The organism is Lysinibacillus sp. UBA5994 (genome assembly GCF_002429725.1).
Classification (GTDB): Bacteria; Bacillota; Bacilli; order Bacillales_A; family Planococcaceae; genus Lysinibacillus; species Lysinibacillus capsici.
In genome coordinates this window covers 313553-337264 of the sequence record NZ_DJAU01000012.1, presented here as the reverse complement: position 1 = coordinate 337264, position 23712 = coordinate 313553, and the positions used below count along the sequence as shown (strand labels likewise).

30 protein-coding genes are annotated in these 23712 nt (G+C 35.6%); 11 read left to right on the top strand and 19 right to left on the bottom strand.

Features of this window, described 5'->3' with window-relative positions:
* Positions 1 to 116 precede the first annotated feature (116 nt).
* The 6 genes from B3D98_RS04360 to B3D98_RS04335 all read right to left on the bottom strand — a co-directional run bounded on the left by B3D98_RS04360 (position 117) and on the right by B3D98_RS04335 (position 3073).
* Positions 117 to 623 carry a hypothetical protein gene (locus B3D98_RS04360; RefSeq protein WP_054549270.1) on the bottom strand — a complete coding sequence of 169 codons (507 nt, stop codon included), beginning with the start codon at positions 621 to 623 and terminating at the stop codon, positions 117 to 119.
* Positions 624 to 746: 123 nt separating this feature from the next.
* Positions 747 to 1211, bottom strand: coding sequence for a hypothetical protein (locus B3D98_RS04355; protein ID WP_288580939.1), 465 nt, complete (start codon positions 1209 to 1211; stop codon positions 747 to 749).
* 47 nt (positions 1212 to 1258) lie between these two features.
* On the bottom strand, positions 1259 to 1744 hold the full coding sequence (locus tag B3D98_RS04350; RefSeq protein WP_066036853.1) for a GNAT family N-acetyltransferase: 486 nt from the start codon (positions 1742 to 1744) through the stop codon (positions 1259 to 1261).
* 15 nt (positions 1745 to 1759) lie between these two features.
* Positions 1760 to 2107 carry a DUF3147 family protein gene (locus B3D98_RS04345; RefSeq protein WP_016993931.1) on the bottom strand — a complete coding sequence of 116 codons (348 nt, stop codon included), beginning with the start codon at positions 2105 to 2107 and terminating at the stop codon, positions 1760 to 1762.
* Positions 2107 to 2505, bottom strand: a complete 399-nt coding sequence (locus tag B3D98_RS04340) for a MarR family winged helix-turn-helix transcriptional regulator (RefSeq protein WP_036219134.1) — start codon at positions 2503 to 2505, stop codon at positions 2107 to 2109. The genes B3D98_RS04345 and B3D98_RS04340 overlap by 1 nt, the downstream gene beginning before the upstream one ends.
* Positions 2506 to 2539: 34 nt before the next feature.
* Positions 2540 to 3073: a hypothetical protein gene (locus B3D98_RS04335; protein ID WP_115674625.1), complete on the bottom strand. Its 534-nt coding sequence runs from the start codon at positions 3071 to 3073 to the stop codon at positions 2540 to 2542.
* A 187-nt stretch (positions 3074 to 3260) separates the two neighbouring features.
* Between B3D98_RS04335 and B3D98_RS04330 the strand changes: the two genes are divergently transcribed.
* Positions 3261 to 3557, top strand: coding sequence for a hypothetical protein (locus B3D98_RS04330; RefSeq protein WP_081977528.1), 297 nt, complete (start codon positions 3261 to 3263; stop codon positions 3555 to 3557).
* A gap of 14 nt (positions 3558 to 3571) precedes the next feature.
* On the opposite strand, the gene B3D98_RS04325 is transcribed toward B3D98_RS04330, so the two are convergent.
* Positions 3572 to 4555 (bottom strand): HD domain-containing protein, encoded by a 984-nt coding sequence (locus B3D98_RS04325; RefSeq protein WP_288580925.1) that lies wholly within the window; start codon positions 4553 to 4555, stop codon positions 3572 to 3574.
* A complete protein-coding gene (locus tag B3D98_RS04320) occupies positions 4545 to 5192 on the bottom strand; it encodes a class I SAM-dependent methyltransferase (RefSeq protein WP_115674627.1) in 648 nt (215 codons plus the stop codon). Before B3D98_RS04320 ends, B3D98_RS04325 begins: the two co-directional genes overlap by 11 nt.
* A gap of 1066 nt (positions 5193 to 6258) precedes the next feature.
* Here B3D98_RS04320 and B3D98_RS04315 point away from each other — a divergent pair.
* Positions 6259 to 6912 carry a FusB/FusC family EF-G-binding protein gene (locus B3D98_RS04315; protein ID WP_048394543.1) on the top strand — a complete coding sequence of 218 codons (654 nt, stop codon included), beginning with the start codon at positions 6259 to 6261 and terminating at the stop codon, positions 6910 to 6912.
* An 82-nt stretch (positions 6913 to 6994) separates the two neighbouring features.
* On the opposite strand, the gene B3D98_RS04310 is transcribed toward B3D98_RS04315, so the two are convergent.
* From B3D98_RS04310 to B3D98_RS04295, 4 genes are all read right to left on the bottom strand, one after another.
* Positions 6995 to 7372 carry a hypothetical protein gene (locus B3D98_RS04310; RefSeq protein ID WP_054549278.1) on the bottom strand — a complete coding sequence of 126 codons (378 nt, stop codon included), beginning with the start codon at positions 7370 to 7372 and terminating at the stop codon, positions 6995 to 6997.
* Between the two features lie 157 nt (positions 7373 to 7529).
* Positions 7530 to 7976: an HTH domain-containing protein gene (locus tag B3D98_RS04305; RefSeq protein WP_054549279.1), complete on the bottom strand. Its 447-nt coding sequence runs from the start codon at positions 7974 to 7976 to the stop codon at positions 7530 to 7532.
* A gap of 48 nt (positions 7977 to 8024) precedes the next feature.
* Entirely contained in the window at positions 8025 to 8363 is a 339-nt protein-coding gene (locus tag B3D98_RS04300; protein ID WP_231595711.1) for a hypothetical protein, read from the bottom strand.
* Positions 8364 to 8710: 347 nt separating this feature from the next.
* Positions 8711 to 9607, bottom strand: a complete 897-nt coding sequence (locus B3D98_RS04295; protein ID WP_054549280.1) for a TetR/AcrR family transcriptional regulator — start codon at positions 9605 to 9607, stop codon at positions 8711 to 8713.
* A 194-nt stretch (positions 9608 to 9801) separates the two neighbouring features.
* Between B3D98_RS04295 and B3D98_RS04290 the strand changes: the two genes are divergently transcribed.
* Positions 9802 to 10104 carry a gamma-type small acid-soluble spore protein gene (locus B3D98_RS04290; protein WP_259418912.1) on the top strand — a complete coding sequence of 101 codons (303 nt, stop codon included), beginning with the start codon at positions 9802 to 9804 and terminating at the stop codon, positions 10102 to 10104.
* Between the two features lie 147 nt (positions 10105 to 10251).
* On the opposite strand, the gene B3D98_RS04285 is transcribed toward B3D98_RS04290, so the two are convergent.
* The gene (locus B3D98_RS04285) at positions 10252 to 10752 is read right to left on the bottom strand and encodes an RrF2 family transcriptional regulator (protein WP_288580918.1); all 501 of its coding nucleotides are present in this window, start codon (positions 10750 to 10752) and stop codon (positions 10252 to 10254) included.
* Between the two features lie 170 nt (positions 10753 to 10922).
* On the opposite strand from B3D98_RS04285, the gene B3D98_RS04280 reads away from it, so the two are divergent.
* From B3D98_RS04280 to B3D98_RS04270, 3 genes are all read left to right on the top strand, one after another.
* Complete coding sequence (locus tag B3D98_RS04280; protein ID WP_054549282.1) at positions 10923 to 11564, top strand: FMN-dependent NADH-azoreductase; 642 nt, start codon at positions 10923 to 10925, stop codon at positions 11562 to 11564.
* Positions 11565 to 11578: 14 nt separating this feature from the next.
* Positions 11579 to 12016, top strand: coding sequence for a carboxymuconolactone decarboxylase family protein (locus B3D98_RS04275; protein ID WP_288580911.1), 438 nt, complete (start codon positions 11579 to 11581; stop codon positions 12014 to 12016).
* A gap of 1338 nt (positions 12017 to 13354) precedes the next feature.
* Positions 13355 to 14848, top strand: coding sequence for an SH3 domain-containing protein (locus tag B3D98_RS04270; protein WP_288580909.1), 1494 nt, complete (start codon positions 13355 to 13357; stop codon positions 14846 to 14848).
* Positions 14849 to 15256: 408 nt separating this feature from the next.
* Here B3D98_RS04270 and B3D98_RS04265 read toward each other — a convergent pair whose 3' ends face one another.
* Positions 15257 to 15865 carry a YpjP family protein gene (locus tag B3D98_RS04265; protein ID WP_036080766.1) on the bottom strand — a complete coding sequence of 203 codons (609 nt, stop codon included), beginning with the start codon at positions 15863 to 15865 and terminating at the stop codon, positions 15257 to 15259.
* A 900-nt stretch (positions 15866 to 16765) separates the two neighbouring features.
* Between B3D98_RS04265 and B3D98_RS04260 the strand changes: the two genes are divergently transcribed.
* The 3 genes from B3D98_RS04260 to B3D98_RS04250 are packed head-to-tail and all read left to right on the top strand — an operon-like array spanning position 16766 to position 18509.
* Positions 16766 to 16975: a hypothetical protein gene (locus B3D98_RS04260; RefSeq protein WP_016993944.1), complete on the top strand. Its 210-nt coding sequence runs from the start codon at positions 16766 to 16768 to the stop codon at positions 16973 to 16975.
* 12 nt (positions 16976 to 16987) lie between these two features.
* Positions 16988 to 17350: a spore coat protein gene (locus B3D98_RS04255; RefSeq protein WP_054549298.1), complete on the top strand. Its 363-nt coding sequence runs from the start codon at positions 16988 to 16990 to the stop codon at positions 17348 to 17350.
* A 22-nt stretch (positions 17351 to 17372) separates the two neighbouring features.
* Positions 17373 to 18509, top strand: coding sequence for a zinc-dependent alcohol dehydrogenase (locus tag B3D98_RS04250; RefSeq protein ID WP_054549299.1), 1137 nt, complete (start codon positions 17373 to 17375; stop codon positions 18507 to 18509).
* A 350-nt stretch (positions 18510 to 18859) separates the two neighbouring features.
* On the opposite strand, the gene B3D98_RS04245 is transcribed toward B3D98_RS04250, so the two are convergent.
* The 4 genes from B3D98_RS04245 to B3D98_RS04230 form a co-directional block, all read right to left on the bottom strand.
* Positions 18860 to 19594 carry an SDR family NAD(P)-dependent oxidoreductase gene (locus B3D98_RS04245; protein ID WP_048394621.1) on the bottom strand — a complete coding sequence of 245 codons (735 nt, stop codon included), beginning with the start codon at positions 19592 to 19594 and terminating at the stop codon, positions 18860 to 18862.
* A gap of 480 nt (positions 19595 to 20074) precedes the next feature.
* Positions 20075 to 20434 carry a DUF1304 domain-containing protein gene (locus B3D98_RS04240; protein WP_066037869.1) on the bottom strand — a complete coding sequence of 120 codons (360 nt, stop codon included), beginning with the start codon at positions 20432 to 20434 and terminating at the stop codon, positions 20075 to 20077.
* Positions 20435 to 20501: 67 nt separating this feature from the next.
* On the bottom strand, positions 20502 to 21128 hold the full coding sequence (locus B3D98_RS04235) for a nitroreductase family protein (protein ID WP_016995324.1): 627 nt from the start codon (positions 21126 to 21128) through the stop codon (positions 20502 to 20504).
* Between the two features lie 22 nt (positions 21129 to 21150).
* Entirely contained in the window at positions 21151 to 21555 is a 405-nt protein-coding gene (locus B3D98_RS04230; RefSeq protein WP_004228436.1) for an Ohr family peroxiredoxin, read from the bottom strand.
* 150 nt (positions 21556 to 21705) lie between these two features.
* On the opposite strand from B3D98_RS04230, the gene B3D98_RS04225 reads away from it, so the two are divergent.
* A complete protein-coding gene (locus tag B3D98_RS04225) occupies positions 21706 to 22143 on the top strand; it encodes a MarR family winged helix-turn-helix transcriptional regulator (protein WP_054549302.1) in 438 nt (145 codons plus the stop codon).
* 204 nt (positions 22144 to 22347) lie between these two features.
* Positions 22348 to 22797, top strand: coding sequence for an SRPBCC family protein (locus B3D98_RS04220; RefSeq protein WP_048394580.1), 450 nt, complete (start codon positions 22348 to 22350; stop codon positions 22795 to 22797).
* A gap of 59 nt (positions 22798 to 22856) precedes the next feature.
* Here B3D98_RS04220 and B3D98_RS04215 read toward each other — a convergent pair whose 3' ends face one another.
* Positions 22857 to 23633: a basic amino acid ABC transporter substrate-binding protein gene (locus tag B3D98_RS04215; protein WP_004228443.1), complete on the bottom strand. Its 777-nt coding sequence runs from the start codon at positions 23631 to 23633 to the stop codon at positions 22857 to 22859.
* Between the last annotated feature and the right edge of the window lie 79 nt (positions 23634 to 23712).

Sequence of the window (23712 nt, the reverse complement as noted above, 5' to 3'; positions counted from 1 at the left end):
TCCTCCTTCCTCCTGCAAGTCCTTCTTCTTTCTATACGTTATTTTCCGCAATTGGTTCCATAAACAGCCTATTTTTACTTGTAAATACAAAAAAAGCTATCCAATACATTGGATAGCTAGTTCGCTAGCATATCATTGTGCCAGCTAGTCGAGTCTGATAATTGATATGTAACCATATTGGCTGTCACAGCGAGAATAACACCCGCTCGGGACATATGAGAGGTATTTGGCTTTTCCAATACAAGGACCACGTAGCCCTCTCCACGTCCTTGCTCATCAAGCGCATTCGTCGCATTGATTTCAAAGGTGGAATACGTTTGCTCATTCGTTGCATACAGAAGTCGTTCTTCATCATACACGCCATGTTCTTTTAAATTATAGCTGACAGGCATCCACCCTTCAGACCATTCAATACTGCCTATCATTTCTCGTTTCCTTCTGGCAAGACGTCCAATGGAATACCTAAAATATATCTTCATAATCGCTTGATTGTCTTCATTTTTTCCTTCACAAGTGGCTGTCACTTCAAGCATAATATCATTTTTTAAAAGCTTTTTCATAAACACTAATGTCACAGTGATAACACAGATAAATAGTACTATACCCAAGATGATAAATGCCATTAGGTCCCTCCTAGTATCACAATTGCTGTTAATACAATATTACCATGTTCTAGGAGGGATAGGAGCTTTTCACCAAACAATCTTAGAAATTGACACAGGCATAAAGGATAAGACAAAAAGTGATTATTTGTTGGCTTGAAGCTCAACTGTAAGCGTAAAAGGTATTTTTAAGTATTCATAGTGTATCGTTACTTTCTGGCTGTTAGATGCTAGAACTTGTACTGCATAATGCTGTGGCTGCTCGCCAATAGCTTGTTGATTTATGTATCTTTGAGGTACGATCGTTCGCTGTGCTAATTTATGAAAAGATAGTTGATCATTTCCCTCTAGCTTTGTTTCCGCCTCAAAAGGTTCTGACTTACTTATTACAAGCTTCGCGTTATCAGGACGCTGATCATTCACCAGTATTTGCTTTAGCTTAATTTCACGCAGCCCTGTATTTTCAAGTGCGATGATTTTGATTGCTTCATTGCCTTGTTTGCTGCTATAGCTTTGAATAACAAGTGGTGGATTGCTCTTGAGATAAATCATAAAGATTGCCCCGACCACTAGCACACTCAGTACTAAAATAAATAGTATTTTTTTCATACTTTCCCTCTCTTTCCTCCCAACTAGTATAACAAAAACAACCTGACTTATTGACAGTCAAGTTGTTTTTGTAAACGTATTTCATCTCGTATTGGAATACCATCATTACCAATGAGTGGGATAGAAGGCTTATAGGCTCTTGCTTTTTCCACTGCATTACGCAGTATTTCTATTAAACAATAGCCTCGTTTTTGATAGAATTTCAATGCATGCAAATTATCGTTTGTTGTAATAAGTGATATGCTTGTACAGCCCTGCTCCATTGCTGCTTGTTCTACTGCTTTCACAAGAGCAGAACCAATACCTTTCCCCTCAACCGTACTATCTAACGAAATGATTTCACAGTCCTCTTCCTGCATGATATAGGTGATTAAACCGATCATCATTTGTTGCTCATTCATAAAAGCAAAGCCCGCTAATTCACTACAATCATAAATGCCACTGGAAATGACCATCTCTGTCGTACCCCAATGTTCCTGAAAAAATTCGCTTACAGTTCGTTTTGGTAGTTGATGTATGGCAATAATCGTCATTTTATAAACTCCTTCTTAAATGGAAATATGAAAAACCCCTGCAATCGCTTTTTGTATGCCTAAAAATACAGCCCAGGATAGCACACCAAGTCCAATAGCTAGTACAATATGTACAGAGGATTTCATCGCCATGTAAATCACAAATAGCATGCACATCGTTGCGGGCAAGCCAACGATAACGCCTACCGTAAAGCGTTGAATATGCTCACTCGACTCACTTTGCACTGTCAGCCAAATAATGCTTAAAATACTCACCAATGGCAACGCAGCAATAATTCCTCCATAGGTAGGGAATCGTCGTGCAACCTCCGTCACAACGCCAATGATGGCTGCTGAACTCAAAATTTTAAAGAATGTATACATTATTTTGCCACCTCACTTAGACGTCGAAACGCCTGTAGAATGGCTTGCTGTTCCTGCTCAGTTAGCTGATTAAGTGCATGCTGTAGCTTATCATCATCTAGCTCCGAGTTTTTCTTCAACACTTGTAGCCCTTCTGCTGTCAAATGTAGCATGACCTTACGCTGGTCGTCACTTGCACGCTCCTTCATCACCCAGCCATGACGCTCTAGCTTTTTCACATGCTCTGATGCCGTATTAGGAGAAATATTTAGTAACCCTGCTATATCACGCACCGTCACTTCCTCTTCCTTTTGTATCATTTGCAAAATACGCACACTCTGATGGGAAATAACATCTTCATGGGTTGTATGTAGATGATAGAATATCGTTGTAAAATAATCATTTATATCTTTAATCATTGTAATAACTCCTTTAATATATCGTTCAAAACGATTATATCGTATACAACGATATATTAAAAGTGACCTCGTTAAAGTTTTTATTTTCAGATATTTTCTTCAGTAAGCTTAGCATCTGATAGCCATCTGAGGGTAAACCTGCATAGGGCTTATACCAGTTTGGATAAATTAGCGGGACTGCTGTTGCAAGAAATTGAAAAGTATTCAAATAAAAAAGGCTATTGAAAAAATAGTGTATCCCTGCATAAGCAGCAAAATAACGGGCTAGATAGCTGGCAAAAAGTAATACTGCTAAAGTCATGATAGGACCACCCGCTATAAATCCGAGCGACTGCTTGCGCGTTAAGCTACTCCCTTGTTGTGGGGTACAGAAGCCAAACAATCCCCATCGAATATGGAAATGTATACGACCTATACGCAAGTTTTCAGGAAGATGTTTTGCACCTAAATAAACATGGACTCGTTCCTTTGAACATACTATAACACCCAATGTATGCCCAATTTCATGCAGCAGCGTAGAGATTGGTATGCCTACTACATATAAAAGCATAAAGGATAGAATGGACATTACTACTCACCCCCTCTCAAAAATTCTATCTATTTTTCATAAACATCTATCTTTCTGCGCTTCTTGCTAAATAGTATCAATGGGTACTTGTGAACACTTACGTTCTACAGTATTATTACTCTATTCTGAATTTAATTGAGGGCATCCCATGTTATACTTTCTCTATTTTTTAGTAGGTGGCACAATCATGGTGCTCGCGCTACTACTTAGCCAATCTAAGTATTTATTTTTATCAGGTATTATTACGGCCTTACCGATATTGACGCTCATTAATATGGGCATGCAAATGAAAAATATGAAAGAAGATACCTTTCATACTGTTCTTCAAAACACGGTATTTGGAGCGGTTGGCATGCTGTTATTTACCGTGCTCGCGTTCCTCCTAACAAGCTGGTTTAAACCAGGCATTTCCGTTATGAGTGCGCTCGCTGTCTATGCCGTATTTATGCTTTCTGGCAAATATATTTTATCCATGTTTGCCTAAAGAAAGGAGCTGTCCTATGACAGCTCCTCATTGATTATTTTCACATAAACTCCCTGCTCAAACCTTTCCAAAGCAGAGACATTCATTGCTTTGACATAGTTAGATACCTCGCTCGCCTTCCATAGTCGCTGTTGATGATAGATAGCTGGATCGATGAGTCGCACTTTATTGCGAAAATGAATGTCATGATTCTCTTGTTCTTCTCTTACCTCTACATTTTCATGTAATTGTTGTACAAGAGCTTGAACGTCTCGATCATGTGAAGCCTTCATCTGCTGCAATACCTCATGATCAGTCTTTAGGAAATCTTCAAGCGTTAGAATTTGTTTTGCTAGCGACAGTTTTAATACATTCGCTAACGAACTTGTCGCATAGATATTTAAAGGGTGCAAGAAAAAATCTAACACTTCCTGATAATAAATTTTTACAAACCATTCTGCACGCTCAATCGTTTTAACACACAATTTCCCCTGAAAAACGAATAAGTCCTGTAAAAATTTTTGGATATCTTCAAGGGCTAAATTTCCATAAAAATACATATCTCTTAATGTATAATCTATACGATCCGCACACAATGCTGGAGCAGGTTGTTCAAGTAACGACCATCTGGATGTATCTAGTATGTTCTCTACCTCGTAGCCATATTTTTCAAGAATCGCAGGTATTGAAGACTGTTTGATAACATCCATGAATATCGCTTCATGGTAATCTTCCGCCTCATTTTCAAGGACCACATCCACCACATGGGAAAAAGAGGTATGGGACACATCATGTAATAAGCCTGCCACCTGCTCCTGCAATGAACCGCCAAGCTGTCTAATAAGCAGCATGACACCTACAGAATGCTCAAATCTTGAAATAGTCCACTTGCTATTTACTAGAAAGCCTGCCCCAGCCTGATGAATTTCCTTTAAGCGTTGAACTGGCTTACTTACAATCAATTCCTCTAACAAACCATCTATCTCGAACTCCCCATATAAGGGGTCACTAATCAGCATTTATATTCTTCCGACTAATCACAAAGACTCCACCACAATGCGATAGTGGGTAAAATGTTAACTCACAAATTTCCTGTAAGGCAACCTTTAGCTCCTCATGGACAAAGTAAAATTCATCCTCGTCCCAGTATCCCTTGCTATCTTGACGACATTGCTCCAGCTGCTCTCTTGTCTGGAAAGCTACATCGCCAATTAAAATTTTCCCTGTTGGTGATAGGTGCTGTAATAATTGTGTGATATACAAAGACTTTTGCTCATCTGTAAAATGATGGAGCGCATACGTACTAATAATCGCATCATAGGGCTGCTGTAATAGCTCCTGTGGCAAGCCATTCATTAAATCCCACTCCATTAAGTGAGCCTCTGGCATTTTTTCCTTGGCAATGGCAATCATGTTCGCAGAAAAATCAAAGCCATAAATCGAATGCCCCTGTTCATAAAGCTTCGCCGTTAATACCCCTGTTCCAAAGCCAATATCTAAAACTGTGGAAGCGGGAACAGCCATCACTTCATTGAAAATTTTATTTAAAATCGCTTTATAGCCTGCAAATGGGTATTGATACTTTTCCTCACTGTGTTGTACCGTTTGGTCGTATCCATCGGCCCATAAATCAAAACCTTGTTTATTTAATAGCATAGTGCCTCCTACAATGTATAAATTCTCCAAGCATTCATTAATTTACGTTCAGTCATCTGTTTCATCATAAATCCCCCTTCATTAACCAATTCAGTCCATTATACCAATTAATTACCTTTCCAACAATTCAGAAAATAAACAGTACTTTATCAATTTTCAAATTTTCATAAGCTGTTATAATATCAATATGTATAAAAATTACAATAAACATTCTGGATAATATTTTATTATAAATTACCAAAATATTACCACATTCAACTTTTTACGATATAATAATACTGGGTAGTTAAAATATAAAAGGAGATGACTTAATGCAAGGTACAAACAAAAAGGCGTTGTTATGGGTTAGCATTATAATGAGCTTAATGTCCATTTTCTTTGCATCTTTTGGTTCTAACAAATTTGGAGCCCCATTCCCCTTTATAAGTTACATCGGTGAGAATGAGTTATCATCCGCAATTGCTTTATTTACTATAAATGGCATTACTCAAATTCACTTTAATATACTTTATTTTTTTATAAATGTTACACTAATTTACTTTATTCTTTTTTATGGTAGAAATATAATTAGTTCATTAAACTTAAGTAATCAATCCTAATTCTTATACATCAAGATTACAAAAATTAGCCTAACAAAAGAAAAATAAATAGTGTCCTGCATATAATGAAGATGGAAATGTTGATTATAGACAAACAATTTCGTCTAATAAATTTGCATGAACCTTTGCATCTTATACCATTGTAAAGGGAGTAATTTCAAAACAATTCAAGAGCAATTAGGGCAATCACATGTTACTATATCTATAGACACTTATAATTTATAACAAATTAATGTAAATTGGTTGCCTATTTAATTCAACCTATTATAAAACCTCATGTAAACCCATATAAATCAACGTTTCCTTTAAAGGAGGGATCTAAATGATCGCATTCACTTGTAATGCATGCTCTAGAACGACTTCTTTAGGTCAAAGAGGTCAAGATTAAGTTATAAACTAACAGAAATTGAATGATCTCTTTAGGCCAAAAAGTAATCAAATAGCCTAATAAACAGGAGAGATTTCAAATGGAACAACAAACAATTCAGCCGTTTTTAACGGTTGCCAACTATCATTTACTAGAACAGCAATTAAATAAAATTTTACATGCACTGACAACAACAAAGGATAAAAACGTTATCCTAGCAGTACGTGGCCTTGTTGATACGGAGGTAACGACAAAATTAGCATTATCAGCAGCAGAAACAATGCTGATTGACCAGCTTTTTGCTGTCACAGATCGTGCACAAGGTGATGCATTTTTAGAGCAATTAAAACCATATGTCATCCCGTTCAAACCGGTGACCGCTAGTACGCTTAAAGCATTATTTAAAAAAGAAAAGAAGCTCAAGCTACCAAATCTAGAAGCACTCGATTTTCAGCAAATTTGTTATCTTGCTTGGGATGATGCTGGCACACATCGAAAGTATGTTGTCCTTGAGCAAAATGGGCAGCTAAAAGGGATCAAAGGGATATTTGCCAATAACACCGTTCGCGGCATTTGCGCTATCTGTAATCGCCATTCAGATGTAGGCCTATTTACTACGTCCATTAAAGGACAGGTGGTAGGCACGTTTACCAACCACAGTAATTACATTTGTGCAGATAGTCAAACATGCAATGAACATGTTACGGATATGAACAGAACACTGGAGTTTTTCGAGCGTATTACACAAAAATAAATGAACGAAGGCAGAAATGTTGTGCAAGCAACATTTCTGCCTTTAAACTTTAAAAGAATTACTCTTAGGGTATAGAGAAATGTTATCGGTTGGGATTACGATCAATAAATTCCTCTATTTCATCGGCTAATCCATACACAAGATGGAAATAGTGTTTCTCCGTCATGACACCCTTTTTTCGCCATTTTTGCATTTCTTCATAATGAAATTGATAAAAATAGCCTTCTACATCTCTTCTAGCAATTCCTTTTTTCTCCGCCATCTCTGCAATCGAAAGACCTTTCCTCCACTCTTGGTCGTATTCCTGCACTGTCATGCCCAAAAATTTACTTATAGCTTCATAATCATATTTCACATGGTATACAAGAATACCTTCCTTATGTTCTTCTGCATATACGGTTGAAGAAAATGAGAAAACTACGATAAATAAAAGCACATACACTTTATTGGCACTTTTCATTTTGGAACCCCCATACTTTTTGAGGTTAATGTGTGTGGTTCTCATCATTACTATGTATGAAGGAAATCGTGGAAGTGATGAAGAATGTCAGCGAAGAAGAGAAGATTTTTTATTCATCCTTCGTGAATGATTTAGTCCAAAATACCATGGCTTGTCATTAGTCATGTAATACAAAATGAAGCATGATACTATTCACGCAAATTTTCAATTCTACGTTCTTATCGATCGATATCTCTTGTCTAAAATCGATTAAGTCCTTTTCCTCGACATGAATCATTTTCGCGACACTAGCCGTTGAAAACATGTAATCCTTAATGAGGTCATTCAAAAGCAATGCGGCTCTTTCCCTTGCATCAAAGCCTTCAAAGCCAACACATAACATAACTATTTTTCGTTCAATCTTATCTAGCTGCTCCGTCGTGATATTGCCCTTGTTATTCAATAAACTATCCAGCTCATTCATTGGTAAATCAAATATTTTCGCAAGTTGCTGATGATTGAAACTGAATTTTTCAGCCACTTCTTGAATTTGCTGTCTCAGGTAATCGAATCGGGAAATATCCGTGACAAAAGATACTTCTGCCCTATCCTTCCATTCTTTCACAGTAGTAACCCTCTTTTCATTCTTTTTGATGTATCAAATGAAACTATATTAAAAATGAGGACGCCAAAAAAGTGGCAGTATTAATAAAAAAACGGAAATCGTAATAAAAATGGTAGTGGTTGTAGGGGATAATTTTTGGCGATATGGACCATTATAAAATCCCGAAAACTGCAGTTTATTACGATAGAGGACAAACAATAAACTATATATGGCGATTCCCCCCAGCCACCCAGCGTATGAACCATCAACATTTATTCCAAAAGAGGTATAAATAAGCCTAGCGCCTCCCCACATCACGCATCCAATAATGGAAAAAAGGATAATAATTCTTATTAATTCTAAAAATATTTTAAATGTAATCATCCATAGTTCTCTTATTTCCTTCACCAGCTCTCTCCACCTCCACAATCTGTAAAATTATTATAACACTTCCTGAATTAGTAATTCACTTAAACCGAGAATGTATTGTCGTCTATGGTGAGCTTACTTGTTGTGTCTTAATACGGTTTCAACATGAATTGGGTAGGAATTATAGATCAAATTTTAATTGGTGGAAAATGTATACTTTTATTATTTCCGCTTTATGAAAAATGACACGATTCCACCAAGTATCAAATATTCACTGACAAAAGAATGAAAAAACTTAATGCCCTCACTAGTATTAATAGCCAGCGAATACAAAAGAAAAAACCAACTTTATGCTAAAAAGCTGGTCTAGTTATTCAATCATTCATTTATGACTTGCTGTTTTTCATCTTCATAAAGAGCCAGAAAAGGTTGGCTATTTCTTCAGCTTCATATTTATAAATCGTTTCAGCGAAAGAAGCACGAAATGGCTGTAGCATGATCTCTAAAACACTCATGCGGGGTGTTTCTCTCTTCACTTCATCCAAAAGTAAGCTAGAGAGTTCGAGTGATTTTTGTGGAAGTTCGATTGTCGAGATTTTTTTACAAAATTTCTCTAATTTCTCTTGTATTTCTTTATTAGTAATGGACTTATAGGCTAGATCCTTTTCTAATAAAAACATTTCCTGTGGCTCTAATAGAATTTCTCCACTCTTAATCATTTCTGGCAGAAAACTTTCTACATATTTCAATGACCGAGTAACCACTTTTTTTAGATCTATCGTCATATTAGTAGCCAAATTCCAATAAAAAGATAAATATTGGAATGTGCCAAAAAAGACGACCGCACACTCATAATAATAGTGCTTTCCTTCTTCTCCATAAATATCATAGAATCTGTTTTTTAACCAGGTGATTTCATGAAAGCGATGTTCCGCAAGAATTTCTTGCAGCTCTTCATCATGCAAAAAGGAGATTTCTCGAAATAATGGCATTAAATTATATTTTTCTTTAATTTTTAATGTGGCGATTAATTGTTCAATTAAAACGTCTACATCATCTTTTTTCTTACCAACTAAAATTTCCTCTTTTAAAACATTTCGCTCTTGACGATTTTGCTCTAATACGGCTTTCAGGCATTCGTTTTTAGATGAAAAATAATTATAAAATGTACCTTTCGAAATATTTGCCTTATCTAAAATATCCTGAACCGATGTATGCTGATACCCTTTTTCAGTAAATAATTGTAATGTTGATTCGATAACGATTTGTTTACGATCTTTCATACATTTCTCCAATCTCTAAACACAATAACGAACTTACTACAATTATACTAGGAAAACTAGATTTCTTAAACTATGCAAATTTGATACTAGAGGTCCTCACTCTGTAGTGCCAGTCCAAATTGGTTAGGTTTTTCTAAAATGTATGGATAGTAAAAAACCTTCTGCACACACTACTTTTCAGGAGGTGATATTTAATGGCGAATAATAACAACAACCAAAATTTCAACTCAAAAATTCCTAATGCAGCTCCAAACGCAATGAATTCAATGAATGTTGAATTCGGGAACGAGACTGATGTTAATCAAATCAGACAACAAATTCAACAAGCTGAAGCTAAAAAGCAACAGGCTTCTGGTTCTATGAACGCAATGAAGTCAACGAACGTTGAATTTGGGAATGAAACTGATGTTAACCAAATCAGACAACAAATTCAACAAGCTGAAGCAAACAAAAAATTTGCTTCTGGTAAATTTGCTAACGAAAATAATTCAAAATAGCTTTCATTCAACATCCGCAGCCGGCATCCTTGCCGGTTTTTTGTTTTTCACAATTTTGGTTAATTCCTTCAGGATAAAATTCCCGCTTTAGATTTTCATTCAGGTAAACCGAATTTACATACATCCAAAATGATTCGATTCAAGTTATCAAATTGTTTTTTTAAAAAAATTTTTTGCTTCTTCTATTTGCTCCTTTGGTAGAGTCCGCAGTAATTCTTCTTCTAACCACGCTATCGTTTTGCTTCTTAAATAATTTCGCATGTGTTCTTCCGCTTCCAGCATGACACTATTGATCGTACAGTTCGATTGACTTGAACAAGACTCACACTTTTGTTTTTTATTTTGATAAGCAAAATTCGCTTTAATATTCTTACACTGAAATATCGGATCTTCACCTTCAACAGCTCGTACAACATCCCAAAATGTAATATCTTCAGGTTTTCTATTGAGTCGATAACCCCCTTTTACACCAGATACCGAGCTAACAATTCCTTCCTTGGACAATTTCCCTAAAACTTTTGAAAGATAGGTCTCCGATAATCCTTGAAATTCTGATAAATCCTTTATTCCTATACTTTCATTTTTTGGTACATCAATTAAATAAACAAGACTGTGTAGGGCATATTCAACCATCACACTATATTTCATTATTCCACCCTCTTAAAACATTTTGCTTACCATGATAGTAACACATTTTAGCTATACATAAATGAATCAGTTTGACAAACGAAAATGAAAAGCGTATATTGTAGACAAAGTTAATCAACGATAAAATCAATCGACGATTAGTAACAACTTTATTTAACTGGAGGATTTTTATGCGTAAACTACTTGTGATAAATGCACACCCTGAAGTGGAGTCAAAGACATCTTTGAGCCTTCAAGTATTAGATCATTTTCTAGGGACATACAAAGAAAATAAACAGGATGATGAAGTAATTGAGCAAATTAATCTATATGAAGACGTTGTTCCGATGATAGATAAGATCGTTTTAAGTGGCTGGGAACATTCACGAAATGGAGATCCTTTAACACACGAAGAAAATGAAGTTTTGGAACGCATGAATGAAATTTTAGTTCAATTTAAAAGTGCTAATAAATATTTAATTGTAATGCCTTTGCATAATTTTAATATTCCTTCAAAGCTAAAGGATTATATGGATAACATTCTAATTGCGCGAGAAACATTCAAATATACGGAAAATGGTTCTGTGGGCTTATTAAATGATGGAAGGAGCATGATCCTCATACAGGCAAGTGGTTCAATTTATACAAATGGCGATTGGTATACCGAAGTAGAGTATTCTTACAAATACCTTAAATCAATGTTTGCCTTTCTTGGAATAGAAGATTTTAATATTCTTCGTGTCCAAGGAACAGCCTTATTGAATACAGAAGATGTCTTGCAAAATGCACTTTATCAAGCGGATCAATTATCAGTTGAATTAGCTAATAAATAATGGAGGGATTCACAATGACACAACGTATGAATTATTATGAAATTGCACCAGATGCTATGAAGATAATGATGGAAATGGAAAAATACACTAAAAAAAGTAGTATTGAGAGAAAGCTTCGTGAGCTCATTAAAATTAGAGCTTCTCAAATTAATGGCTGTGCCTATTGCATCAACATGCACACTGCTGATGCGAAGAAAATGGGAGAGACTGAACAGCGCTTATACTGCATTAGCGCTTGGAGAGAATGTACTTTTTATTCAGATGCTGAAAAAGCAGCATTAGAATTAACGGAACATATTACGCTTATTCCAGAAAAACGCGTTCCTGATGAATTATATGAGCGTGTGCGCAAGCATTTTGATGAAAAGGCTTATGTCGATTTGGTTATCTTGATTAATCAAATTAACAGTTGGAATCGAATTTCTATTGCTATGGGCAATGTTGCGGAATAATAAATGGCTGCCTTAACAGGTAGCTATTTTTCTTATAGTAGTTGGATATCAATTGGAGTCGTACTTTCATTTGGCAGTCCCCCCCTATCTCCCTTTAACAAAATGTTCAAATGTTTGTTTAGGCAATAAAAAAATTTCCCGGGTAAGCGCAAGAAAAGACAAATTCAATCCCACATTCCTCCATCAAGCGACTGATTTCTTCATTTTCCTTGCCTTTTGAAATACTGGCAGAAGGCATTTTGGGATGGGACAATAATTATTTCCTGTTGAGTAGGTTGATTTTAAATACCTTCAATGACAATGCAATCCTCGATATCTAAGTTATTCGGAGTACATACTTTCCCTTGTCTCTCTCAGTATGTATTTTATTTTCGAAAAAAACACTCGTCATGTAAACGAGTGTTTCATACTTATTATGACAACCACTTAGGTGGTGTGTTTTTTTCCCAGAGTCTAAGTGGGTTGGTATCTTTTAGTTTTTATTTATTAGATTACTTTAATATCAAGTATTCATAGCTTATCGTGCTTTTTAGATTATAATATTTTTGTATATTTTTTAATATTCCTTTGGGGAACTTAACTTAAATTCATTTTATTTCCCTGAATGCAGTTTTTTCCTCTGGCTTGAATCCAAATTCTACATTTGCGAGTGGTTGATACTTATCGTTACTTAATTGTTTGCCCACCAGCATAGTAAACGGGTTTTCTTTTAACCTAAGATAACTGCATCTGTGATTTTAAAGTGCTTATATTTATCCAATAATTCGATTTATCAAGACCTAATTTCAATAAAGATAGAAAGTTAAAGGGTTCTACATATTAGATATGACTAATATGTAGAACCTTTTCTTCATTTACTAAAGCATCTGTTAGTTAAAAAACTGAACAATCCGTTGTTTGGTATAGTGTAACATGTTTACAAATGTTTGTGTAGAGAAGTGTAAGCTTATAAAAAAGTTATGATGAGATTGTGGTAGCACATCATTAGTAGGTGTGCTTGTTCTCTTGTCTACCTTCTCAGAACAGCCCTCAGACGAACCGAGTATTAGATAGACGTACTACTTGGTTACATGGACTGCTCTCAGGTCGGTTCTCAGAGGAAATACATCTTCCGCAGATGCGGCGTAGATATAGATTTGGCTTGGGCTTGTTTCAATGAACTCACTATTTACAACCCTTTCACCAAATCAATATATGTTAGGGCTATCATTTATCACTCTACCCTGTTAAATGAAAGGAACATTGAATATTACCCCTATCCCAAATATTGGGTTTATGATAACATATATCTGAATCTTTTAACTTTGGAAAATATGAAAGGAAGTGTAATAACCAGATATGAAAAAGATATTGAAACCATTGATTAGTGGTATTGTCATTGGTGCCCTCTCTCTAACTATAAATATAGATAAAAATGTATTAGCTAATGATATTGCAAATACATGTAAGTATGATTCGGCATCGAAGGTCAACCCTGATTATTCCACAATGAACTGTTTGTTAACCGAAACAGCACTGAGTTATAATGTTCCTCCTGAAATTGTGAAGGCAATAGCGGAAGGTGAAAGTGGAAATTGGCGTCATTTCGATATGAATGGTAAAGCGATTGTGACAGCTGATAATGGAATTGGCATTATGCAAATTACAAATCAAGCTGGCTACAATCAAGATAGACTAAAAAGCGATATTGTCTATAATATTCGAGCTGGTGTGGAGACTCTAGATGATATGTTTAAGCGGAAGGATTTGCCTAGCATCAACGGTGGGGAAAGAGATATATTGGAACATTGGTACTTCGCTATCATGGCTTATAACGGTACTAAGCCAGTAAATAGTCCATTTGTCCAAGCAACTGGGGAAAGAAATGCAAATGCCTATCAAGAAAAAATTCTCCGAATTATTGAGAAATTAGAATTAATAGACTTAACAGAGCTGCCTTTTACACGCGAACATTTTCAATATGACTCTAACAGCAGGGAAAATATTAAATTTTCAGCGATGAACTATGATTTTGATTTACCTTTAACAAAATCAAAGTACTTTTTTAAAACAAATCAAAAAGTTAGTGCAACAACTAATGTAACAGTTAGGACAAGACCTACTACGGATAGTCCTACTATGGGTACTTTACGTACAGGCGAAATTGTTACTATTACGGGCCCTTTTGAATATGAAGCAGTATCAACGAAGAAAAACCATTTTGTTTGGTATCCTGTGAAAAGAAATGACGGGACAGAGGGGTATGTAGCATCAAGTTATTTAAACTACTCAGCTTCAACACCTACAACTCCAGTAGGTAGTATAGATGTATCAAAGTTCGCTGATTACAAGGCAGACCAGTACTGGGCAGAGGATTTTCAATGGGCAGTAAACAAAGGACTTATCAGCGGTTATCCAAACGTATACAACCCTGCAACAAAGAAATACGAAAACTTACTGAAACCAAACACGAATTTAACAGAAAATCAGATGTTATCTGTACTTTTCCGTTACTTTAAGTCTGATGAATTAGCTTCAACAAAACCTAGTTCTTCATGGAGTGCAGATGTAAACTATCAACTAGCAAGTAAGTACGCTCTACCAACGCTTGGTGGTATATCAGCATCTAAACAGGTATATGCAGTCAAAGACATCACACGTGGTAATTTTGCTCGTATCCTAGCATCTATGCATTATGGAAAAACAGTATCTCAGAAAGAGGCCATCCAGTTTCTACGTGACTTCGATTTAACAACTACTAAAACAGATGCAGAGTTTAAACCGAATGATTCACTAACAAGAGCGCACGCAGTGGCATTCTTCCACCGTTATGAGCAAATATTCAATAAATAAATTGCTATCTATAAGTGAAAAGGTGACTATAAAAGTCACCTTTCTTTTATATGGTTCTCTAAATGGTGCTATAAAGCCCTATGTGGAGTTACGGGAGAGGCTGTGAAAGCATAACAAAAGGACTTGCATATAGGGTAATCAATCATAAACAAAAGTCCTGTTCATATTGATGGAAAGCACCTTCAATCGAGAGTGCTCAATGTAGCTATTGATATCAGCTATCGCTACAATTCAATTGATAAATCTAAGAAAATCAAAAACTTAAGAGTTTGGGGTACTTTTTAGGGTACATGCTTTCCCCTACCTCCCCCACTCTGAAAAATTAAAAGTTATAACTCAATGACTTTTTACAAACGCTGAGATATTCACAAAAAAACACTCGTCATGTAAACGAGTGTTTCGTACTTATTATGACAACCACTTAGGTGGTGTGTTTTTTTCCCAATAGATATCGCCAAGGTTGTTGTGTGCCATGAAGTTGTCCTCGACACTGTGGTAATGGAAGTTGTAGTAGTAGCCTTCCTGCGGTCTTTTTTCTGTGCGCACATGGAAACGAATTAAATCTGTGCCTGTTTCATTGTTGATGACATTGAAAATTTTCTCACCGTAATTACCACTTGGTCTTTCAGAGATGGTTAAAGATGCAGCAGTTTGATCATCAAGATTAGCCACTGTCATTGCAATAGCTTCCTCCATTTTTGGGAAGATGATGCTGTCGAATTCATTGCTAATTTTTGGACCAATTTTTGTGCCAAATTTTATGTACGATTGTTCTCTAGCTGCATCCACCAGTAAGGCATTATAATCAATCGCTTCCTCTTGTATCTGTAGCTGCTCGTCACTGCTGTCATCATGCTCAGCCGCTAAAGCAGTGCTTGTCCCTGATGAAGGGCCGATAGATGCACGGTTCGAAGGATTTTGATCAAATGCTTCCCAAATCTCATGTGTAGGCGTTATTAAACCAAATGTTAAAAACGCAACCATGATGACTATACTTTTCTTAACCCACGTTTTCATTTATTGTCACCTACTCTTTATGTACAAATTGGTAATTCTCCTATTATTATATACGTTCTCGCCATTAAAAGGTTTCATATTTCTATAATTCATTGTACAATATTTATGAATAATGTGTCGGTTTTTTAAAGGAGGTACAAAGCATGAGCATCGCAATGGGTATTGGTCTTTTATTAATGTTAGGTTACTTATCATCTTTATGTTTCACGGACTAATTTTTATATTTTGTAATATGTACCCTACAAAGCCCTAAAAGCCTGTTATATGCAGCTTTTGGGGTTTTTTATTTTTCTTTACATTACAATGTATAGTAATGCATGCACACAGTTGGCTTGTTGGGAATAATATAATGTTAATAATTCTTGGCGGCGTGTTAAGCAAATTTATGGTTGCATTCAAAAGATGATGAACCATTGAAGCTCAAAGCGTTATATCCAGAGTTATTGGGCTTGTTTGTTGTCTTGAAGTTTACCAAAGTAGAAGATATTAAAAAACAAATGAAATAGTATAAAAAATAAGGACCTGACAGCTATAGAGACTGAAGGTCCTTTTTTATATCCAATTTTATATAAATTTATCTAAAAAAAGCGTTGCTCCCTTCTTCCATTAAATGACCCATTTATGAAAAAAAGAAGCTTCCCTTATTTCAGAAAAGCGCCCTTTAGGATACATCCCGCATTTTCTTTAGACAAAGAGAAAAACGCCTAAAACCAATTTTCATAAGGTTTCAAGCACATAGGTAATGTAAAAAATGGGTTGAGTGAAAAGAATGGAGGAAATTCAACTTTAAATCAGATTCTAGCTATCAATATAGTCTTAGATTTAATCCAATGCGAATTTGCATAAATAGACTTGCTACAGGGAAGACTTTTTAAAGAAAATTATGGAGGTGCGAATTACGTGTTTGAGAAAAAATTAGCACTTCATGAAACCATGGAATTTCATGAAGTCATTAACTTTATGACAACTAGTTTACTTAAATCGAAGCTGAGTCAAGGTGTGGTCTTTGATGATGATTTAAGAGCGTTATTGGACAAAAATGTAAAATTATCTACCCCGGCACTCACTGCTATGGTTAAGCTCTACTCAAAATCGGAATTGGAATATTAGGAGGACAATTGTATGCAAGACTATTTAGATCCTATAAATTCAGTTGGAATGCCTGAACTAACTGATTCGGGGATTGCTCTTGAGTTTTTACTTACAACCAAAACGGGTATTCGTAATCTTTCAATTGCCCTAACAGAAACAGCTTCTCCTGCTCTTCAGAAAATCTTGAGAACTCAGCTGGATGTCATGGTCGATTTATATTTCGAAATTTCTGAACTGATGGTAAAAAAAGAATGGCTGAAACCTTATGATCTTGCAGGTCAAAAGGAACTGGATATTAAATCAGCAGAAAATGCGATTAATATTGCCCAGTTGGATTTATTCCCTAAAGATATGAATCGAAAAGGAATGTTCCCTACCCCACCGAAAAAATAAACGAAAATGAGGGATTTTTTTAATGAAAGCTGTCACTTTTCAAGGTGTAAAAAATGTTGAGGTTAAAGAAGTACAAGACCCTAAAATAAAAAAAGCCGATGATATTATTGTTCGTTTAACCACTACTGCCATTTGCGGGTCAGACTTGCATTTGATTCATGGTATGATTCCGAATCTTGGACAAGATTATGTCATTGGTCATGAACCAATGGGTATTGTAGAAGAAGTTGGAAAAGATGTGACGAAGGTTAAAAAGGGTGACCGGATTGTCATTCCTTTTAATATTGCATGCGGGGAATGCTGGTACTGCAATCATGATCTGGAAAGTCAATGTGATAATGCAAACGATAATGGCGAAATGGGTGCCTACTTTGGTTATTCAGACACAACAGGCGGTTTTCCAGGAGGACAGGCAGAGTTTATGCGAGTGCCCTATGGTAATTTTATCCCTTTCAAAATTCCAGAGAAATCAGAAGTTCCTGATGAAAGTCTTGTTCTCCTTGCCGATGCCGCATCTACTGCTTTTTGGAGTGTAGATAATGCTGGTGTAAAGAAAGGAGATACTGTTATTATTCTTGGCTGCGGACCTGTTGGACTGCTAGCACAAAAATTTGCTTGGCTGAAAGGAGCAGAAAGAGTAATCGCAGTTGACTACATTGGGTATCGTCTTAAACATGCAAAGAAGACAAATAACGTGGAAATCGTTAATTTTGAAGACCATGAAAATTGTGGTGAATACTTGAAAGAGATTACCAAGGGCGGTGCAGACGTTGTCATTGATTGCGTAGGGATGAGCGGAAAAATGACGCCACTAGAATTTCTTGCAAGTGGGGTAAAACTTCAAGGTGGTGCTATGGGAGCCCTTGTCACAGCCAGTCAAGCTGTACGTAAAGGAGGAACAATCCAAATTACCGGTGTATACGGCGGTCGATACAACGCCTTCCCACTTGGAGATATATTCCAACGCAATGTAGCGATTCGTACTGGACAGGCTCCAGTTGTTCATATCATGCCCCATGTCTATAACTTAATGGCTGAAGGAAAAGTGAATGTCGGTGATATCATTACACATGTACTCCCCCTTGAAAAAGCAAAACATGCTTATGAAATATTCGATACAAAGCAAGAAGGTTGCATTAAAGTGGTTTTAAAACCCTAATATAGAAGTTTTTAGGTACTTTTGTTTCTGCATTGCAAAAGTACCTTTTTCATTGACCTAGGGGTACATATTTATATGTATTACTTCTGAAAGTGATTCTTCAAAATGGCATTAATATTTGAGCACCAAGCCTCTTCCACTGGCGAACTACATTTTGATCAACAGAACTAACCCCTCCCTAATCAAAAATCATTATGTAACGATTCCTTTAAATTGAATAACTTCTAATAAACAACTCAACATACCATTTGTTTTATTTCCATGAGGAAAGACGCTTTCCTTATTTGAGAAAAGCGCCAAATTTCTGGGTAAATAATTAGTTTGGCAAAACAGTTGAATAAGTTTTTGAACTACCTTAGATATCCACCATTATTAATATCAAATGTCGCACCTGTGTAATGCTTTGATCTATCTGACAAGAGGAAAATAACAGTATCAGCAACATCTTCAGGCATTACAGGTGTATCGATGAGCTGATGATTTAAATATTCCTCTTTTCTCCAAATAGGTATTGCATCCATCATAGGAGTGTTTACCATTGTAGGGGCAATGGCATTAACTCTGATGTATGGTGAGAAATTCACTGCACAGCTTTTAGTTAATCCCAATATAGCAGCTTTTGAGAGTCCATATATTGCATCTGAACTGCCTTCCATACCTGATACAGAAGACATATTCACGATGACTCCCTTACGTTCGCTCTGAAGTAGATATTTCCCGAACATTTGAGAAAAATAAATACATCCCTTTAAGTTTATATCTATGACTTTATCAATTTCCTCGGTTTGATAATCCAGTATATTCTTACCCAAATAAATCCCAGCATTATTAACTAAACTATCTACATCACAATGTTCTCTTTCCAAATTTCCAAAAAAATTGACTACTTCTTCATAAATACTTACATCTAATTGATATGTATACAAATCTGAGGGGACATTCATTGATTGTTTTAATTCCCTTAAGGCGTCTTCATTAATATCACAAGCAAGTACTGAAGCACCTTCATCTAAACATTGTTTAACAATTTCTTTTCCTATACCAGAAGCTGCACCTGTTACTATTACTTTTCTATTTTTAAGCATCATCTATTTTACCCCTTTATTAAAAAGTTAGGATGTTATGAAAAACTCTACCTAAATTCTATCTTTGGCGCAAGAAGAACATTGTTTAACCTCTCTTTACAAAGACCTGTTTTTTTAACTTATTACAAATTTGATTGATTTGTTGTCTTGGTTTAATATTCAACTTTTCAGAGAGACAATCATCACAATATATATCTTTTTGACTGTTAATAAAGTTTTGGACAATCTGGATATTAGACGTAAGCTAATTATCTTCCTTCCTTAAAACAAATCTTTGCTCGCAATTATATAAGTCTTCCACTATACTTCCATTAGAACAGAGATAACGTCTGTTATGCATTACGTCGTGTTATCAATGTTTTGCTATTGAATTTCTTTGTGGCCAACTGAGGTAAAAAATGTGCGACACGCTTTAGAATATGTGTGCAGGAAAGATTGAAGTTTACATTAACTTCAATCTTTTTATATGTAGAGATTCCTTTAGAAAAATAAACTAATAAGTGCTAAAATAGCAGGCCCACCTTGTTTTAATAGAATCGATTTAGAGCTTGTTAAGCTACCATACAAAGCGACAATGATTACAAAGATTAAAAAAATGGCAACAATTTCAGTTTGCTGATGTGACAAAAATAATCCATACAATAAGGCGATCGCAATCAGACCATTATAAACCCCTTGATTTTTGAAAAGAACTTGAACATTTGCATTTTCTAACGCTTCTTCAGACAGATTAAATGTTTTTGCTGTTCTTTTAGAAGTAGTTGCAAACGTTTCTAAATACATAATATACAAATGCTCAGCTGCTACGACTAAGCTTAAAATAAAAGTTAATGAAGACATCCTATTCCCTCCTAAAAAATCTTTAAAAAAGCAATGTCCTCAAGTGTATCAAGGACATTGCTTGAAACTATTTATTAAAACGAACAATGCGGTCTATTGGTAGGCGTGAAGAACCATATGCTGGGGCTGCCGCTTCACCAATGGCTAATAATAAAATAGGAATTTCATTTGCTGGTAATTCCATGTATTCAGCGAATTTTGCTTTATCAAATCCACCCATCGGAACGGTATCATAGCCCATTTCCTTCGCTAATAGCATGATTTGCATCGATACTAAGCCAGCATCAAAGTGTACGATATTTTCTAATGTTTTTGTTGGTGCTGAACCATACATTGTCAGCGCATCTTGTGCAAGCTTATTGGCAATTGGTTCTGGCATATAGCCCAGCTCCACGTTTTTTGCATAGATTTCCTCAGCATTTACATACATCTCTATATCACCAATGACAGCAATAATGGCAGAGGCTGTTTCGATTTGCTCTTGATTAAATGAAAAGAAGTTGATATTCTTCTGAATTTCCTTATCATCAATGACAAGAAAGCGCCATGGCTGCATATTACTTGAAGAAGGTGCTGAAGTAGCATCCTGCAGCAGCTGCATGATTGTTTCACGCGGAATTTTAGTCTCTGCATTGTATTTACGAACAGATTTACGCATTTGCATAATTTGTTTTAATGGTGTATTTGATAACATGTAGTTTCCCTCTTTTCACAATTTAAACTGCTTTTATTGTTACATTAATATTGCCCATTGTTGCTTTTGAATATGGGCATACCGTATGTGTGACCTCTAATAATTCCTGTGCTTCCTCCACTGCTAGTCCTTCAATATGCCCTTCGATTTCCACTGCAAGCACATAGTCAAAAGAAGCTTGCTCCATTAATTTCACTGTTACTTTAATGGTTGATGCATTTTTTAGTTTCTTTTGGCGTTTGATTAAATCTAATGCACTATTAAAGCAAGCACTATAGCCAGCCGCAAATAATTGTTCTGGGTTTGTAACATCCGCTAATTTGGAGCCTGGTGGTGCAATTTTTAATGATAAAGATTGATCTTCTGCATAGGATGTGCCACTACGGCCACCTTCATTAATCATTGTTGTTGCGTATAATTCTTTCATAACTGAAAACCCCTTATCTTTTGTTATTAATTAAATTGTGTACAATCTAATTTTTACAAATTGAATTGTACACAATTTAATTGCGTTTGACAAGTAGGAACTTTATTTTTAATATAAATGGTAGTAGAAGAACTTTAAGAGGGGATTTTTATGCCTAATCATTTAGATAATCAGCTGTGCTTTCTTTTGTATGCAACATCTAAGGAAATCACTCGGCAATATACATTATTATTGAAGCCTTACGATCTTACTTATACAGGCTATATCACTTTATTAGCTTTAGAGGAAAACGAACAGATAACGGTGAAAGAATTGGGCCAACGTTTATTTTTAGATTCAGGAACATTAACACCGTTGTTAAAAAAATTAGAGGCAAAGAATTACATTTGTCGTGAACGTTCTAAGGAGGACGAACGATTAATGAAAATATATTTAACCAAGGAAGGCGTAGATGTAAGAAGGAAACTACCTGAAGTGTCCCGCCAAGTGATGAAGCAATCTAATATCTCAGAGCAGCAATTTGTACAACTGAAAAATGTACTTCAAGATATCGTTTATAACGATTGGAAAATAAAAGATGAAAACTAACACATAGCTATTCCATTAATAGGATGAATATGTAAATAAGAAGGATTGGAGCTACATTGGCTTCAATCTTTTTTTGTTTTTCTCTCCCTTATCTCCTCAAATGTTAATAATCATGTGGCTACCGTTAAAATTTAGTATACTTACATTTATTAATTAGTTTAATTTACAGCATAGATAAGTAATTTTGAAAGTAGAGGTGTTTGGATGAAAACATGGACAAAGACTATAAACATAAATGCCCCCATCGAAAACGTTTGGAAATTACTTGATGGCTCTTTAGCTGACATGCAGAAGATTATGCCACAGGTAATTGAAAACAAGCCTGTAAAAGTAACAGAAGAAGGGGTTGGCAGTATTTATCGCCAAAAATATAAAGAAGGAAAACGTATCGAAACGTATGATGTAGAAACATTGGAATATTCGAATACACCTGATAAAAAAATATTGAAAGTAGGCTTTGTACTCGCTAATTTGTTTGAAATTACGGCTTACTATGAATTAAATAAAATAAATGAAACAGAGACTTCCTTTACTTATTCCGTAACAAATAATGCGTTAAAATGGTTCGTCAAATTATTTTTATTGTTTGCATCGGACAAAGTAGTCGTACAATTTTTAGAACGGGTCAAAACAGTTGCTGAAGCGCAAGACTAGCACCTAAAAAATAAACCGTAGAACTCCCCTTGAGGTGAGCTTCTACGGTTTATTTATTACTAAAAGTCTGAACCTGTAATTTCTTTTAACTTACCGTTTTCTTTAATCTTTTTAAGGCCTTCATTTAACTTATCTAAAAGCTCTTTGTTCCCCTTTTGAACCATGAAACCATAGTATTCTTTTTCGAAGGAATCATCTTTAATTACTTTGATTTTGTCATTTGGATGTGCCTTGATATATTCATAAACAACTGAATTATCTCCAATCGCCGCTTCTACGTTGCCATTTAGCATCTCTTGAATAGCAATTGGTTGATTTTCGAAAGCAAAAATGTTGGGACTAGATTCACCCTGTAGCTTCTTGGCAGCCATATGACCAGTAGCATTAATTTGTACAGAAATCTTTTTATCTTTTAATTCATCCAATGATTGGATCTTTGAATCTTCTTTCACCACGATTAATAATTGAGATTCGTAGTACGGCTCAGTAAAATCAAATGTTTCCTTACGCTCGTCCGTAATTGTAATCCCTGCACCACCAATATCTGTTTCACCATTTTTAATTGTTTGGAATACAGGCTCCCAACCAATACTTTCCCACTTCACTTCAAAATCCATTTCATCCGCGATTGCTTGTAACACATCCACATCAATCCCTACAATATTCCCTTTATCATCAAGAGATACGATAGGTGCAAATGTAGCCTCAGTACCTACCTTATAAACTTTTTTACTATCTCCATCACCTGATGATGTATTGTCTTTCGAGCCGCAACCCGCTAAAACTAGCGTGAAAGCTGCCATAATTGTAAGCAACACCATTAAATTTCTTTTCATAGCCCATCCCCCTAGTATGATATTTTTTCCATAATGCGTATTATTTTTCGCAATTCGGAAATGTGAGACTATTACGTAA